We start from the raw sequence: 14,714 nt of genomic DNA, 5'->3' as shown, positions 1-14,714 counted from the left end.
GTAAGTGTGGTGTCAGATACCGACAGTGGCGAGCTCGGCCTCGATGGCCGCCTCCAGCCGCTCCCGGACCTCGGGGACCGCGATCTTCTGGATGATCTCGTGGAAGAAGCCACGCACCACCAGGCGGCGGGCGATGTCTTCCGGAATACCGCGAGCACGCAGGTAGAACAGCTGCTCGTCGTCGAAACGGCCGGTGGCGCTGGCGTGTCCGGCGCCGGCGATCTCGCCGGTCTCGATCTCCAGGTTCGGCACCGAGTCGGCGCGCGCGCCGTCGGTGAGCACCAGGTTGCGGTTGGCCTCGTAGGTGTCGGTGCCCTCGGCGGCCGCGCGGATCAGCACATCGCCGACCCAGACCGTGCGGGCATCGCCCTTGGGCGAGGACGGATCACCCTGCAGCGCACCCTTGTACAGCACGTTGGACTTGCAGTTGGGCTCCGAGTGGTCGACCAGCAGTCGCTGCTCGAAGTGCTGGCCCGCGTCGGCGAAGTACAGGCCGAACAGCTCGGCCTCGCCGCCGGGACCGGCGTAGCGCACGGTGCCGGAGAGGCGGACCAGGTCGCCGCCGAGGGTTGCGGCGAAGTGCCGCACGGTGGCGTCGCGGCCCAGCATCAGGTGGTGCGCGGTGGCGTGCACGGCGTCCTCGGCCCATTCCTGGACGGCGACGACGGTCAGCTTGGCGCTGTCACCCAGCACGAATTCGACGTTCTCGGCGTAGGTTCCGCTGCCGCGCTGGTCGATGACCACGGTGGCGACGGCGAAGTTGTCCAGGCGCACCTGCAGGTGACCGTAGGCGGTCTTGCCCTCGCCAGGGCCGGTGATGGTCACGGTGACCGGGTCGGAAAGCTCGGTCTCCTGGCCGACGGTGATCACGGTCGCCGACTCGAAGCCCGAGTAGGCCTGGGCGGCAACACGATCCGCGGGGGTACCGGCCTGGCCGAGGCGGGCGTCGGTGCGGTCGACGGTCTCCACCGTCACACCGGCGACCGGGGTCACCTCGACCGTCGCCTGACCGTCGCGCACCGCGGTGCCGTCGTGCAGGCCGCGCAGCCGGCGCAGCGGGGTGAAGCGCCAGGCCTCGTCACGGCCCGACGGCACCTCGAACTGGTCGACATCGAACGAGGTGAAGACCTCGCCCTTGTTGACGGCGGCGCCCGCGCCCGGATTCTGGGTCGGCGTCTCGAGCGACGACATCAGCCAACGGCCCCTTCCATCTGCAGCTCGATGAGCCGGTTCAGTTCCAACGCGTATTCCATCGGCAGTTCCTTGGCGATGGGCTCGACGAAGCCGCGCACCACCATCGCCATCGCCTCGTCCTCGGTCAGACCGCGGCTCATCAGGTAGAACAGCTGATCCTCGGAGACCTTGGAGACGGTCGCCTCGTGGCCCATCGTCACGTCGTCCTCGCGGATGTCGACGTAGGGGTAGGTGTCGGAGCGGCTGATCGTGTCGACCAGCAGCGCGTCACACTTCACCGTCGACTTGGAGCCGTGGGCACCCTTGTTGATCTGGACCAGACCGCGGTACGACGCGCGACCGCCGCCACGCGCCACCGACTTCGACACGATGGTCGAGGAGGTGTGCGGGGCCAGGTGCAGCATCTTGGCACCGGTGTCTTGGTGCTGGCCGACGCCGGCGAACGCGACCGAGAGGACCTCGCCGTGGGCGTGCTCACCGGTCATCCAGACCGCCGGGTACTTCATGGTGACCTTGGAGCCGATGTTGCCGTCGACCCACTCCATGGTGGCGCCCGCCTCGGCCTTGGCCCGCTTGGTGACCAGGTTGTAGACGTTGTTGGACCAGTTCTGGATGGTCGTGTAGCGGCAGCGGCCACCCTTCTTCACGATGATCTCGACGACCGCGGAGTGCAGCGAGTCCGACTTGTAGATCGGGGCGGTACAACCCTCGACGTAGTGGACGTAGGCGTCCTCGTCGACGATGATCAGCGTCCGCTCGAACTGGCCCATGTTCTCGGTGTTGATCCGGAAGTAGGCCTGCAGCGGGATGTCGACGTGCACGCCCGGCGGCACGTAGATGAACGAGCCACCCGACCAGACGGCGGTGTTGAGCGCGGAGAACTTGTTGTCACCGGCGGGGATCACCGAGCCGAAGTACTGCTGGAAGATCTCCGGGTGCTCCTTCAACGCCGTGTCGGTGTCGAGGAAGATGACGCCCTGCTTCTCCAGGTCCTCGCGGATGGAGTGGTAGACGACCTCGGACTCGTACTGCGCGGCGACACCGGAGACCAGCCGCTGCTTCTCCGCCTCGGGGATGCCCAGCTTGTCGTAGGTGTTCTTGATGTCCTCGGGCAGGTCTTCCCAGCTCTCGGCCTGCTTCTCGGACGAGCGCACGAAGTACTTGATGTTGTCGAAGTCGATGCCGTCGAGGTTGGAACCCCAGTTCGGCATGGGCTTGCGATCGAAGATGCGCAGGGCCTTGAGGCGGATGTCGAGCATCCACTCCGCCTCGCTCTTCTTGGCCGAGATGTCGCGAACGACAGCTTCCGACAGACCGCGTTGCGCGCTGGCGCCGGCCTCGTCCGAGTCGGCCCAGCCGTAACCGTAGTTGCCCAGCGAGGCGATGGTCTCGTCCTGGGTCAGCGGTTGCACCTGGTCGGTGGTCGTCGTCATTCGGCACTCCTTCCGGAGTCGTTCGTTCGTCCCGCCGCGGGCTGTGCGGCGGATGGGGTGGAGGCTGTTTTGGGGAGCGCGACCAGCGGTACGTGGGTGGTGCAGGCGCAATCGCCGTTGGCGATGGTCGCAAGTCGCTGGACGTGGGTGCCGAGCAGGTCCCGGAAAGCGTCCAGTTCGGCGTCACACAGCTGCGGGAATTCCTCGGCCACGTGGGCCACCGGGCAGTGGTGCTGGCAGATCTGCACACCGGCGCCGACCTGGCGGGTGGTGGCGGCGAAACCGGCGTCGGTGAACGCGTCCGCGATCTCCTCCACCTTGGCCTCGATCTCCGGAGCGGTGTGCTCGGCGACCGGCTCGATGCCGTCGACGATGACGCGAACCCGCTTGCGCGCGAATTCGGCGATCGCCGCGTCGCCGCCGATCTCGCCGAGCTGGCGGATCGCCGCCCCGGCCAGATCGTCGTAGGCGTGGCCGAGATTGCCACGCCCCGCTGCCGTGAGCTGGTACTGCTTGGCCGGTCGGCCACGGCCCTTCTGCTGCCACGGCGCCGACCGGCTCGCCCTGGCCTGACCCGCGTCGATGAGCGCGTCGAGGTGCCTGCGCACGCCCGCGGGCGCGAGCCCGAGTGCCGTGCCGATGGCGGTCGCGGTGATCGGCCCGTCTTCGAGCAGCAGTTGGACGATCGCCGCCCTGGTGTGCCCCTCGTGCACGGTCGCGACGGGCACGGGCGCCGTCCGGGCGCCGGTCGTCTTACGACCGGTCCCGTCCACGTCTGTCCGCAAACCCACGGTTTTCACAACACCAGTGTGGCGGAATTACTTCCCTAAATCTAATAAGGGTCGCCTATGCAAGGGTGCCCTGACCTGGGAAGTCGTCACTTCCACCGACACGGTGCCGGGTAAAAGCCCTGGTACCGCTTCCGGCACCGGATCAATTCCGCGCGCCGGGGTGACTCATCGCACAGCGCGCGGATCTATCGCCGGGGTAGCGGTTCGGTCGCCGGGCCCTCGAGCACGGCCCCGTCCGGGGTGAAGCGCGATCCGTGCAGCGGGCAGTCCCAGGTCTGTTCGGCGTCGTTCCACTGCACTATGCCGTGCAGGTGCGGGCATACCGCCGACACCTCGGTGGTCACCCCGTCGACGGTGCAGACGGCGGTGGGGCGCAACCCGTGGCGTTCGGTCCGGCCGCAGCCTTCCGGCGGCACCGTGTGCTCGCCCGCGCCGACCAGCCGCAGCCACCCAGTCGACAGGTACTTGGCCACGGCCACGTTGGATCCGGCGCCTGCCACGACCGAGATCACCTCGCTGAGCCGCCAGGCGGACAGCATGCCTGCCCACGGCGGCAGTGTGCCGGTCAGCCGTCCGGCCAGCGCGAGTGCGGCGGCGGCACCGTTGGTCAGTCCCCATTTCGCGAAGCCGGTGGCGACCAGGACATTGTCGCGGCCCGGGAGCAGCGGTCCGACATACGGAAGTTCGCCGACGGGGTGATAGTCCTGGGCCGACCAGCGGTTCAGCAGTTCGGCACCGGGGAACCAGCGGCCCGTCCAGTCGAGCAACTGCTGGACGTGGGCGTTCGCCGAGTCCTCCCGGCCCACGTCGTGGCCGCTGCCGCCGACGAGCAGCACATCACCGTCCTCGGCGGGGACTACGCGCACTGACCGGATGGGCCGCCCCGCGCTGATGTACATCTCCTGCGGCACCGGTTCCGGTACCCGCCACGCCGAGAGATAGGAACGCTGCGCGGTGAGGCGGGCGAAGAAGCCGCCACGGTCGAAGATCGGGGTGCCGGTGGCCACCACGACATTCGTGGCCGACACCTCGCCGTGTTCGGTGCCGATCACGACCGCACCGTCGCGGTGGTGCAGGCTCTGGGCACGGGTGGATTCGAAGATCGGCGCGCCGTGCGATTCCACCTCGGCGGCGAGGGCGGCCAGCATCGCCATCGGGTCGATCTGGGCTTGCTCGCGCAGCCGGACCGCGCCGTACGCCGGGAAACGGAACCTCGATGTCGTCGAGCAGCTCGGTGGGTAGTCCCGCGGCGCGGGTGGCCTCGAATTCCGCACGCACAGCGGCGGTTTCGGATGCCTGCTGGGCGTAGGTGAGCGCGGGGACCCGCTGGGCGTCGATGTCGTGCGCCGCGCAGAAGTTCAGCAGCCAATCCAATCCCTCGACATTGCCCGCGAGATAGCGCGACAGCGGCGCGATGCCGTGTCTGCGCGCGATGCGCTGAGCCCGGGTGCCTTGCAGCAGCGAGATCTTCGCCGTGGAGGCGGCCGTGGTGCCCGCGCCGACCCGCCTGGCCTCGAGCACCGCGACCTCACGACCCTGCTCGGCCAGCAGCAGCGCCGTCGCCAGCCCGACCAGTCCGGCGCCGATGACGACGGTGTCGAAGCGGGAACCGGCGGTGAGCCGCAAGCGGGCGGGGACCTCGGCGTTGGTCAACCACAATGACGTCATGTCCCGGTCATAGCCCCGTCGCGCCAACCGAAACGGCCGCCCGTGACAGACCGCCCGCCGCGGCGGCGCATGGCACGATAGCGGTGTGTCCAACCCGCCCACACCCACGTGTGTCCGCCACCCCGATCGACCGACCGGACTTGCGTGCACGCGGTGTGGCAGGCCTGCCTGTCCGGAATGCCTGCGGCCCGCGTCGGTCGGGCAGCACTGTGTGGACTGCGTGCGGCAGGGGCAGCGTGAGGTGCGGCAGGTGCGCACCGTCGGTGGCGGTCGGGCCGGTGCCGGTGCCGTTCCGTCTGTCACCTATGGGTTGATCGCGGTCAATGTGCTGGTCTACGTCATCACCGCCGCCCAGGCGGGCAGCGCGATGAACAACTATCGCGGGTCGGCACTGTTCCGGGAGTTCGTACTGGTACCGCTGCTGGTGGCCGACGGCGAGTGGTGGCGGTTGCTCGGCTCGGGATTCCTGCATTACGGCGCGATCCACCTGCTGGTCAACATGTTCGCGCTGTATGTCGTCGGACGCGATCTCGAGCAGGTACTGGGCCGGGTGCGGTTCGCCTGTGTCTACCTGGTCTCGCTGCTCGGCGGTTCCGCCGCGGTGATGGCCCTCTCGGACACGATCGTCGCGACCGCGGGCGCCTCCGGCGCGGTATACGGCCTGTTCGGCGCGGTCACCGTCACGCTGATCCGGCTGCGCCAGAGCCCGACGCCGATGTTGGTCGTCATCGGTATCAACGTGCTGATCAGTTTCTCGCTCCCCGGCATCTCGCTGTGGGGCCATCTCGGCGGGCTGGCCGCGGGCACGCTCGCCACGCTCGGCATCCTGTTCGTCCCCGGCTGGCTGCTGGCGCGCAGGCCGGAAGCGGCGCGGACGCCGGAAGCGGCGCGGCGCATCGGCTGGGCGGCGCTCGCCGCGGTCGCGGTGGCGTGTCTCGCGGTCATCGTCGCGGCCACCCTCGTGGTGCGCGGCGACCGGCCGATGGCGCCCGTCGAGGTGTCGGCGCCCGTCGTCGAGGCGCCGCAACCGCGTTAGCCGACGCGATCCGCGCTGGTCGGCGACGTGCGGCGGACCGGAACAGCGCCACGCGCGGCGCACCACACTAGGCTCCGTGTTCGTGGCGGTACTGGAGGGCGCGGCGCGCAAGACACTGGCGTTCGGGAGGCGGGCTCTCGGGCTCGACGTGCCGACGCTCGATCACACCGTCGCGGTGCTGCACCGCGACGAGAGCGAGGTGCCTGGGCTCGATCCGCGCGAGCGCGCGCAGCTGGACCGGATCCGGCTGATGGGCGCGACCGGCGCGGTGCTGATGGCGATCGCGGCGCTGGGCATCGGCGCGCAGCCGGTGCACCAGAACCCGGTCTCGGGCATGCGGGTGCTCGGCATCTTCGCGCGGGCGCACACCGGGTCGCTGGCGATGTGCATGTTCGGCACCGTGCTGGTGATCGGCGCGTGGCTGCTGCTGGGCCGGTTCGCCATCGGAGGGCTGGCCGGGTCGCCGCTGCACCGGTTGAGCCGGTCGCAACTGGACCGGACGCTGCTGCTGTGGATCATCCCGCTCAGCGTGGCGCCGCCGATGTTCAGCAACGACGTCTATTCCTATCTGGCCCAGAGCGAGATCGCCGCGCGCGGCATCGACCCCTACCTGGAGGGTCCGGTCGCCGGGCTCGGCATCGACAACGTCCTCACCAACAATGTGCCGACGATCTGGCGCGACACCCCCGCGCCGTATGGCCCGCTGTTCCTGTGGATCGGCCGTGGCATCGCGGAGCTGACCGGCGACAACATCATCGCCGGGGTGTGGGTGCACCGGCTGCTGGCGCTGGCCGGTGTCGCCTTGATCGTGTGGGCGCTGCCCCGGCTGTCCGTGCGCTGCGGTGTCGCTCCGGTGAGCGCGCTGTGGCTGGGCGCGGCCAACCCGCTGGTGCTGTTCCATCTGGTCGGCGGCGTGCACAACGACGCGCTCATGCTCGGTCTGATGCTGGCCGGCGTGGAGCTGATGCTGCGCGCGATCTACGGCAACGGTGGCAAACCCGATCGGTTGACCGGCACGAATCCGGCACCGTTCGACGCTCGTGCCTATGCCCTGCTGATCGGCGGCGCGGTCGTCATCACGTTGTCGTCGTCGGTGAAGCTCACCTCGATCATCGCGCTCGGCTTCGTCGGCATGGCGCTCGCCAGACGCTGGGGCGGCGACTTCCGCGCCGTCGTCAAGGCGGCCCTGGTACTCGGCGTCATCGCCGGGGTGACGACACTGCTCGTGAGCTGGCTGAGCGGACTGGGATTCGGCTGGGTCTTCACCCTCAGCGTCGCCAACGCCGTGCGCAGCTGGATGTCGCTGCCGACCGTCATCGGCATCATCACCGGATTCGGCGGGGTGCTGCTCGGGCTCGGTGATCACACGACGGCGCTGCTGTCGATCACCCGGCCGATCGCGGCCACGGTCGCGGCCTACGTGACGGTCCGCATGCTGGTCGCCACCGGCACCGGCAGGCTGCACCCGGTCGGCGCGCTCGGCGTCTCGCTCGGCGCGATCGTGCTGCTGTTCCCGGTGGTCCAGCCCTGGTACCTGCTGTGGGCGATCGTGCCGCTGGCCGCCTGGGCCACCCAACCGGTGTTCCGCGTGCCCGCGGTCGCGTTCTCCGCCGTCGTCTCGATGCTGGTGATGCCGCGCGGTGCGGAATTCCAGGTCTTCCAGATCATCGGCGCTGCCCTCGCGGCCGCGGTCTGCTTCGCGCTGTTCTTCGCGCTCACCCGCCACACCTTGCCCTGGCGGGCTCAGCCGGGGGTGTCGGCTCCGTCACAGGAGGGCACGGCTTACCGTGTGACGTCGTGAGGGAGCGAAGCGAGCGAACCATAGGCACAGCACCCTTTGGCACGCCGGAGCCGAGCGCTAGCGAGGCGGAGTCGTGACAACACGCCCTGGACCTGCCGTCAGCATCGACGGTGTGGTCAAGCGCTACGGCGAGACCACCGCGGTCGACGGCCTGCGATTCGACGTCGAACAGGCCCAGGTGTTCGCGCTGCTCGGCCCGAACGGCGCGGGCAAGACCACCACCGTCGAGATGTGCGAAGGCTTCGTCCGCCCCGACGCCGGCACGGTGCGCGTCCTCGGCCTCGACCCGATCGCCGACTCCGAACAGCTGCGCCCGCGCATCGGCGTGATGCTGCAGGGCGGCGGTGCCTACCCGGGCGCCCGCGCGGGCGAAATGCTCGACCTGGTCGCCGCGTATTCGGCCGACCCGATCGATCCCGACTGGCTGCTGGCGACCCTCGGTCTGCAGGACAACCGCCGCACGCCCTACCGTCGTCTCTCCGGTGGTCAGCAGCAGCGGCTCGCGCTGGCCTGCGCGCTGGTCGGCAGGCCGGAGATCGTGTTCCTCGACGAACCCACCGCCGGTCTGGACGCCCAGGCGCGGCTGATCGTGTGGGAACTGATCGACGCCCTGCGCCGGGACGGGGTGAGCGTCGTGCTCACCACGCACATGATGGACGAGGCCGAACAGCTCGCCGACCAGCTGGTGATCATCGATCACGGCGAGATCGTCGCCCAGGGCACGCCCGCCGAGGTCACCGCGCACGGCGCCGCCGGTCAGCTGCGCTTCTGCGCCCCACCCAAACTCGATATCGCGTTGCTGAAATCGGCGCTGCCGGAAGGCTTCTCGCCGCGCGAGACCTCGCCGGGCACCTATCTCGTCGAGGGCGAGATCAACCCGCAGGTGCTGGCGACCGTCACCGCCTGGTGCGCCAGGATGGACGTGCTGGCCACCGACATCCGCATCGATCAGCGACGCCTCGAAGACGTCTTCCTCGAACTGACCGGACGGGACCTGCGCGGATGACCGAGACCACCAGCCGGTTCCTGCCCGGCACGTTCGCCCCCGGCCCGCGACCGGCCTCGCGGCGGGCGATGCTGACCGCGCAGACCGGGCTCGAGCTGAAGCTGTTGCTGCGCAACGGCGAACAGCTGCTGCTCACCATGTTCATCCCGATCACCCTGCTGATCGGGCTCACCCTGCTGCCGTTCGGCGAGCTCGGCGAGCACCGGGTCGAGAAGGTCGTGCCGATGGTCATGATGACCGCGGTGATGTCGACCGCGTTCACCGGCCAGGCCATCGCCGTCGGCTTCGACCGGCGCTACGGTGCGCTCAAGCGCCTCGGCGCGACGCCGCTGCCGCGCTGGGGCGTGATCGCGGGCAAGTGCGCGGCGGTGCTGATCGTCGTGGTGCTGCAGGCGATCCTGCTCGGCGCGATCGGTGCGGCCCTGGGCTGGCGGCCCGGACTCGGCGGACTCGCCCTCGGCGCGCTGGTGATCGCGCTCGGCACCGCGACCTTCGCGGCCATGGGCCTGCTGCTGGGCGGGACGCTCAAGGCCGAGGTCGTGCTGGCACTGGCCAATATCCTGTGGTTCATCATGCTCGGCGTCGCCAGCCTGGTGCTCGTCGGCGATTCGCTGCCCACCGCGGTCACCGTGCTCGTCCGGTTGGTCCCGTCCGGCGCGCTGGCGTTCGCGCTGGAAGCGGCGCTGTCCGGGGCGATCGACTGGTTCGGGGTCGCGGTGCTCGCGGTGTGGGGCGTGGTGTGCGGGTGGCTCGCGACCCGGCTGTTCCGGTTCAGCTGAGTGACCAACGACGCACTGTAGTAGCCCTGGTATCGGTCGGGAATTCGCGGCCAGTACCATCGTGACGTGCTGTATCGCGCCTTCCTGGGACTCGTCGACCGGCTGCCGCTCCCCTCGCTGCGGGTGCAGCGGCTCATCGCGTTCGCGGTGATCCTCAGCCAGGCCGGCATTTCCGTGACCGGCGCCGTCGTGCGCGTCACCGCGTCGGGCCTGGGCTGCCCGACCTGGCCGCAGTGCTTCCCCGGCAGCTTCACCCCGGTGGGGGTGTCGGAGGTGCCGGTCGTCCATCAGACCGTCGAGTTCGGCAATCGGCTGCTCACCTTCGCGGTGACGCTGTGCGCCGCCCTCATCGTGCTCGCCGTGGTCAGGGCGCGGCGCCGCCGTGAGGTGCTCGTCTACGCGTGGCTGATGCCCGGCGGCACAGTCGTGCAGGCGATCATCGGCGGCATCACCGTGCGCACCGGGCTGCTGTGGTGGACGGTGGCCGTGCACCTGCTGGCCTCGATGGTGATGGTGTGGCTGGCGGTCGTGCTGTACGCCAAGATCGGTCAGCCCGACGACGGCATCGACACCGTTCAGGTGCCCGCTCCCCTGCGCTGGCTCACCGCGCTCAGCGGTGTCGCGCTGGCGGGTGTGCTGATCGCGGGCACGCTGGTCACCGCCGCCGGACCGCATGCCGGTGACAAGAGCATCGAGCGCCCGGTCGCGCGTCTGCAAGTAGAGATCGTCACGCTGGTGCACCTGCACTCACAGTTGCTCGTCGGCTATCTGGCGCTGCTGGTCGGCCTCGCGTTCGGCCTGTTCGCTGTCGGCATCACTCCGGCGATCCGCGTCCGTCTGTCCGTGCTGCTCGGTCTGGTGGTGTCCCAGTCCCTGGTCGGCGTCGTCCAGTACTTCACCGATGTCCCCGCCGCGCTGGTCGCCATCCATGTCGGCGGTGCCGCGGCGTGCACGGCCGCCACCGCCGCGCTGTGGGCCTCGCTGCGTGTCCGCGAGCAGGTCGACGCGCCCGCCCCGGTGTCCCAGCCCGCGGCGCACTGATCACCTGACAACGACAACAGCCCGCGATCTCGAGGATCGCGGGCTGTTGTCGTGCCGGAATCAGGCGCCGGCGAAGAGCTTCCCGTTGCGCGCCTTCGGGAAGCGGGTCTGGTGGGCGACCCAGCCCGCCATCTTCTTCCAGTGCGACGCGGTCGGGGTCACGACGGAGACCAGCTCGCGGTTCCACTCGTCGGTCTCGGCGAGGCCGTCGACCCGCTCGACGAGGGCCTTCGCGGTCGCCATGTCGGCCACCACGCGGTCGCCGAGGATGCCGTCGGCGCCGACCAGCGTGATACGCACGCCCTGCTCGCCCATGTACTGCAGCACGGCCGTACCCGAACCACCGTGCTCGGCGACGAACTTGACGACGGACTTCTCGACCTCGGCAGGCACCTTCACGGCGACGGGGGCGGCGGTGGTAGCACTCATGACCGTGAGTTTACCGGCCGGTACTTCCGAGTCCACCCCCGAGTGGCGTCGAACACGAGGTGTACAACAGAGACTCATGCGCGCCATTCAGGTTTCCGAGCACGGTGGTCCCGAAGTCCTGCAGTACGTCGAGGTGGCGGATCCGCAGATCGGGCCGAGTCAGCTGCTGGTCGACACCCAGGGTGTGGGCGTCAACTACATCGACATCTACTTCCGGACCGGACAGTATCCGCAGGCGACTCCTTATATACCGGGCTCCGAAGGCACCGGCATCGTGGCGGCGGTCGGCGCGGACGTCACCGATTTCGCGGTCGGTGACCGGGTGGCCTGGGCCGCGGCGCCGGGCAGCTACGCGGACAAGGTCGCCGTCGACGCGGCCGTGGCGGTGACGGTGCCCGACGGCGTCGACCCGACCGTCGCGGCGGCCGCCCTGCTCCAGGGCATGACCGCGCACTACCTGGTCGAATCGGTGTTCCGCCCCGAACCCGGCGATCCGGTCCTCATCCACGCGGGCGCGGGCGGCGTCGGGCTGCTGCTCACCCAGATGGCGGCCGCCAAGGGCGCGCGGGTGATCACCACCGTCTCCACCGACGACAAGGAAAAGCTCTCGCGCGCGGCCGGCGCCGCCGAGGTCCTGCGCTACGGCGACGACCTGGCCGCCCAGGTCCGCGAGCTGACCGGCGGCGCCGGCGTCGCCGCGGTCTACGACGGTGTCGGCGCGAGCACCTTCGAGGCCGGCCTCGCCTCGCTGCGCGTGCGCGGCACCCTGGCCCTGTTCGGCGCGGCCAGCGGCGCGGTCCCCCCGTTCGACCCGCAGCGCCTCAACCCGGCCGGTTCGCTGTGGCTGACCCGCCCGTCACTGGGCGCCTACACCCGGGATCGCGCCGAATTCCTGTGGCGCGCAACCGATGTCTTCGACGGGATCGCTGCGGGCACGCTGACCTTCCGGATCGGGGCCACCTACCCGCTCGCGGACGCGGCCCAGGCCCACCGAGATCTCGCCGGACGCAAGACCACCGGTTCCATCGTCCTGCTGCCGTAGCCGCACAGCCTCTGACCAGCCCCGGCCGGTACCCGACGCCCAGCGCGGTACCGGCCGGGGGTGTGCAACCCCAACGACGCGACCGATATCGGCCCGGTGCCGCCGATCGAAGTGGACGCACGGCATGGCCTCGTACGGGTGAACACGCAGTCTGCGACCACACCGGCAGTCACCGGCGCCGTGCGCGCCCGCGTGGGGATCCACAGTCAGTAGTCGCGGCCGGTGAGCCCCCGGTAGACGAAGCGTGTGATCGACTCGATCGCCTCCTCGTCGGTCAGCGCCACCGACCCGTCCTCGACCATGCGCAGCGTCCCGTCGACCGCGGCGAACATCAGCGCCAGGCTGGCATCGACCGTGCCCGGCAGCCGCAGCCCGCGCTCGGGGAAATCGGAAACGTGGTCGGCGATATCGGCGCGCTGCGCGGTGCCGAAACCCGCGATGATCCTGGCGAATTCGGGGCTGACCTGGGCTGCCTGCCCCATCGCCCGGAGCACCGCGGCGTTCTCGCGGGCGAAGGTCCAGTAGCCGCGCACGTGGTAGCGCACCGCGGCCGGATCGGTGAAGTCCCCGTTGTGTTCGGGATCGGCGGCGCGTTCGTCGCCCGCTGCGGCGATATCGGCCAGCAATGCTTGCAGCAGTTCCTCTTTGCTCGCGAAGTGGTTGTAGAACGAGCCCGCGGCCCGGCCCGCGGCAGCGGTGATGTCGGTGATCTTCGCGTTCAGATAGCCGTGCTCGGCGAACACCTGTCGCGCGGCGTCCTTGAGCGCCTGCTCTGTCTCCGCGGATTTCTCGCGCCTGCTGCCTGCCACCCGAGGCCACCTCCTTGACAAGCACGGTACCAACGCTGAAACTGAATTCATATTCACTGAATGTGAATTCATTTCTTGTCGCAGGAGGTAGTTCTCATGTCCGACCAGGTACTTGTCGCCGGTGCAGGCCCGACCGGTCTCACCCTCGCGATCGATCTCGCGCGGCGCGGGATCGGTGTCCGGCTCGTCGACCGGGCCGAGAAGCCCTTCCAGGGGTCACGCGGTGACGGCATCCAGCCGCGCACGCTGGAGGTGTTCGACGATCTCGGCGTCCTCGGCGCGGTGCTGTCCGCCGGACGCGACCTCCCGGTGATGCACGCGTACTTCGCGGGTGAGTTCGTCGGCGAGCGCCGCATGGCGGAACCGGTCGCACCGACACCGGACGTGCCGTACCCGAACGGGTGGGTGCTGGGCCAGTCCGACACCGAGGCGATCCTGCGGAGCCGGTTGGCCGAGCTGGGTGGACAGGTCGAATTCGGTACGGCGCTGGTCGATTTCACGCAGGACGACACGGGCATCACCGCGACACTGCTGCGCGACGGCGTCCGCGAGACCGTCCGCGCCGGCTATCTGGTCGGTGCCGACGGCGGCGCGAGCACAGTGCGCAAGCGTCTCGGTATCGCGTTCGAGGGCAGCACCGACGACTCGATGAAGATGCTGCTCGGCGATGTCCGGATCGACGCCCTCGACCACGAGTACGGCTATTGGTTCGCCGCCGCGGGCGACCAGCCGATGAACGGCTTCGCGCTGTCACCGCTGCCGGGCGGGCGCCGCTTCCAGTTCGCCGCGCCACTGGCCGCGGACCGAACCGCCGGCCTGGCCACCCTGCAGGACCTCGCCGACCGCCACGCCCCAGCGCTGGGCCTGACTCTGAGTGAGCTGTCGTGGGTCACGGTGTGGCGCCCCAACATTCGTCTCGCCGAACGCTTCCGCGACGGCCGGGTGCTGCTCGCAGGCGATGCCGCCCACGTCCACCCGCCGACCGGCGGACAGGGCCTCAATACCGGTGTCCAGGACGCCTACAACCTCGGCTGGAAACTGGCAGCCGCCCTCGACGGCGACACCGCCCCGCTCGACACCTACGAACCCGAACGCCGCACGGTCGCGGCCCGCGTCCTCGGCCTGAGCACCGAACTCCTCGACAAACTCGTCGACGGCGACGAGGACGCGATGCACCGCGGCCCCGAAACCCGCCAACTCGACATCACCTACCGATCCCCCACCGACCACGGTCCGCTCGTCGCAGGCGACCGCGCACCGGACGCCCCACTGCACGACGAAACCGGCCGGCCGATCCGCCTGTTCGACCTCTTCCGCGGTCCGCACGCAACCCTGCTGCGTTTCGCGCCGGCAACCGACCCATCCGACGCTGCGCCCCACGCCGTCACAACGGACGAGAATTTCCCGCATTCCGACATCTCGGCGGACCGCATACCCCTCGACGATCCTGCCGTTCGCACGGTCGAGATCCGCCGCGCCGACGCCCCGGCCCTCCCAGAAGCCGCCGACCGGCTCACATCCACACTCGTCGACACCGACGGTCACGCATTCACCGCCTACGCGGCCACCCCCGGCACCCATATCCTGATCCGTCCGGACGGCCACCTCGCCCGCCGTTGGTAGACCACGCCACCGGGCGCCAGGCACCGACACGATGACGGCCCGAACACACCGGTGGCCGGGCA

The 14,714-nt window shown here is 69.8% G+C and carries 14 protein-coding genes and 1 pseudogene; 8 read left to right on the top strand and 7 right to left on the bottom strand.

Annotation, left to right across the window (positions count from 1 at the left end; translation table 11 throughout):
• Positions 1-12 precede the first annotated feature (12 nt).
• The 5 genes and pseudogenes from sufD to ACFVAV_RS09660 all read right to left on the bottom strand — a co-directional run.
• Positions 13-1,191 (bottom strand): Fe-S cluster assembly protein SufD, encoded by a 1,179-nt coding sequence (gene sufD, locus ACFVAV_RS09680; protein ID WP_379032653.1) that lies wholly within the window; start codon positions 1,189-1,191, stop codon positions 13-15.
• Positions 1,191-2,627 carry a Fe-S cluster assembly protein SufB gene (sufB, locus tag ACFVAV_RS09675; protein WP_379032649.1) on the bottom strand — a complete coding sequence of 479 codons (1,437 nt, stop codon included), beginning with the start codon at positions 2,625-2,627 and terminating at the stop codon, positions 1,191-1,193. The genes sufD and sufB overlap by 1 nt, the downstream gene beginning before the upstream one ends.
• Positions 2,624-3,418, bottom strand: a complete 795-nt coding sequence (locus ACFVAV_RS09670; RefSeq protein WP_379033584.1) for a helix-turn-helix transcriptional regulator — start codon at positions 3,416-3,418, stop codon at positions 2,624-2,626. The genes sufB and ACFVAV_RS09670 overlap by 4 nt, the downstream gene beginning before the upstream one ends.
• A 185-nt stretch (positions 3,419-3,603) precedes the next feature.
• On the bottom strand, positions 3,604-4,692 hold the full coding sequence (locus ACFVAV_RS09665) for an FAD-dependent oxidoreductase (RefSeq protein ID WP_379032646.1): 1,089 nt from the start codon (positions 4,690-4,692) through the stop codon (positions 3,604-3,606).
• A 4-nt stretch (positions 4,693-4,696) separates the two neighbouring features.
• Positions 4,697-4,966: pseudogene (locus ACFVAV_RS09660) on the bottom strand (FAD-dependent oxidoreductase); the annotation flags it as partial.
• On the opposite strand from ACFVAV_RS09660, the gene ACFVAV_RS09655 reads away from it, so the two are divergent.
• The 6 genes from ACFVAV_RS09655 to ACFVAV_RS09630 all read left to right on the top strand — a co-directional run bounded on the left by ACFVAV_RS09655 (position 4,866) and on the right by ACFVAV_RS09630 (position 10,749).
• Entirely contained in the window at positions 4,866-5,099 is a 234-nt protein-coding gene (locus ACFVAV_RS09655; protein WP_379033610.1) for a hypothetical protein, read from the top strand. The pseudogene ACFVAV_RS09660 and the gene ACFVAV_RS09655 overlap by 101 nt on opposite strands.
• Before the next feature lie 72 nt (positions 5,100-5,171).
• On the top strand, positions 5,172-6,122 hold the full coding sequence (locus ACFVAV_RS09650; protein ID WP_379032643.1) for a rhomboid family intramembrane serine protease: 951 nt from the start codon (positions 5,172-5,174) through the stop codon (positions 6,120-6,122).
• An 82-nt stretch (positions 6,123-6,204) separates the two neighbouring features.
• On the top strand, positions 6,205-7,923 hold the full coding sequence (gene mptB / locus ACFVAV_RS09645) for a polyprenol phosphomannose-dependent alpha 1,6 mannosyltransferase MptB (RefSeq protein WP_379033581.1): 1,719 nt from the start codon (positions 6,205-6,207) through the stop codon (positions 7,921-7,923).
• Between the two features lie 73 nt (positions 7,924-7,996).
• On the top strand, positions 7,997-8,929 hold the full coding sequence (locus tag ACFVAV_RS09640) for an ABC transporter ATP-binding protein (protein WP_379032640.1): 933 nt from the start codon (positions 7,997-7,999) through the stop codon (positions 8,927-8,929).
• Positions 8,926-9,708, top strand: coding sequence for an ABC transporter permease (locus tag ACFVAV_RS09635; protein WP_379032637.1), 783 nt, complete (start codon positions 8,926-8,928; stop codon positions 9,706-9,708). The genes ACFVAV_RS09640 and ACFVAV_RS09635 overlap by 4 nt, the downstream gene beginning before the upstream one ends.
• A gap of 66 nt (positions 9,709-9,774) precedes the next feature.
• Positions 9,775-10,749: a heme A synthase gene (locus tag ACFVAV_RS09630; RefSeq protein ID WP_379032634.1), complete on the top strand. Its 975-nt coding sequence runs from the start codon at positions 9,775-9,777 to the stop codon at positions 10,747-10,749.
• Positions 10,750-10,809: 60 nt separating this feature from the next.
• Here ACFVAV_RS09630 and ACFVAV_RS09625 read toward each other — a convergent pair whose 3' ends face one another.
• Positions 10,810-11,178 carry a hypothetical protein gene (locus ACFVAV_RS09625; RefSeq protein WP_379032631.1) on the bottom strand — a complete coding sequence of 123 codons (369 nt, stop codon included), beginning with the start codon at positions 11,176-11,178 and terminating at the stop codon, positions 10,810-10,812.
• A gap of 76 nt (positions 11,179-11,254) precedes the next feature.
• Between ACFVAV_RS09625 and ACFVAV_RS09620 the strand changes: the two genes are divergently transcribed.
• A complete protein-coding gene (locus ACFVAV_RS09620) occupies positions 11,255-12,220 on the top strand; it encodes a quinone oxidoreductase family protein (protein WP_379032628.1) in 966 nt (321 codons plus the stop codon).
• Positions 12,221-12,426: 206 nt separating this feature from the next.
• Here ACFVAV_RS09620 and ACFVAV_RS09615 read toward each other — a convergent pair whose 3' ends face one another.
• A complete protein-coding gene (locus tag ACFVAV_RS09615; RefSeq protein ID WP_379032626.1) occupies positions 12,427-13,029 on the bottom strand; it encodes a TetR/AcrR family transcriptional regulator in 603 nt (200 codons plus the stop codon).
• A 96-nt stretch (positions 13,030-13,125) separates the two neighbouring features.
• Here ACFVAV_RS09615 and ACFVAV_RS09610 point away from each other — a divergent pair, with 96 nt between their 5' ends.
• Complete coding sequence (locus ACFVAV_RS09610) at positions 13,126-14,652, top strand: FAD-dependent monooxygenase (protein ID WP_379032623.1); 1,527 nt, start codon at positions 13,126-13,128, stop codon at positions 14,650-14,652.
• Positions 14,653-14,714 lie beyond the last annotated feature (62 nt).

The organism is Nocardia sp. NPDC057663, from assembly GCF_042799895.1.
GTDB lineage: Bacteria > Actinomycetota > Actinomycetes > Mycobacteriales > Mycobacteriaceae > Nocardia.
Note: the sequence above shows the minus strand (reverse complement) of the source record. Positions and strands in the feature narration are given on the sequence as shown.

What these genes read in the sequence shown, in the direction of transcription:
- sufD (WP_379032653.1), bottom strand. Translation starts at nt 1,191, where the DNA reads ATGTCGTCGCTCGAGACGCCGACCCAGAATCCGGGCGCGGGCGCCGCC.
- sufB (WP_379032649.1), bottom strand. Translation starts at nt 2,627, where the DNA reads ATGACGACGACCACCGACCAGGTGCAACCGCTGACCCAGGACGAGACC.
- ACFVAV_RS09635 (WP_379032637.1), top strand. Translation starts at nt 8,926, where the DNA reads ATGACCGAGACCACCAGCCGGTTCCTGCCCGGCACGTTCGCCCCCGGC.
- ACFVAV_RS09625 (WP_379032631.1), bottom strand. Translation starts at nt 11,178, where the DNA reads ATGAGTGCTACCACCGCCGCCCCCGTCGCCGTGAAGGTGCCTGCCGAG.
- ACFVAV_RS09620 (WP_379032628.1), top strand. Translation starts at nt 11,255, where the DNA reads ATGCGCGCCATTCAGGTTTCCGAGCACGGTGGTCCCGAAGTCCTGCAG.
- ACFVAV_RS09610 (WP_379032623.1), top strand. Translation starts at nt 13,126, where the DNA reads ATGTCCGACCAGGTACTTGTCGCCGGTGCAGGCCCGACCGGTCTCACC.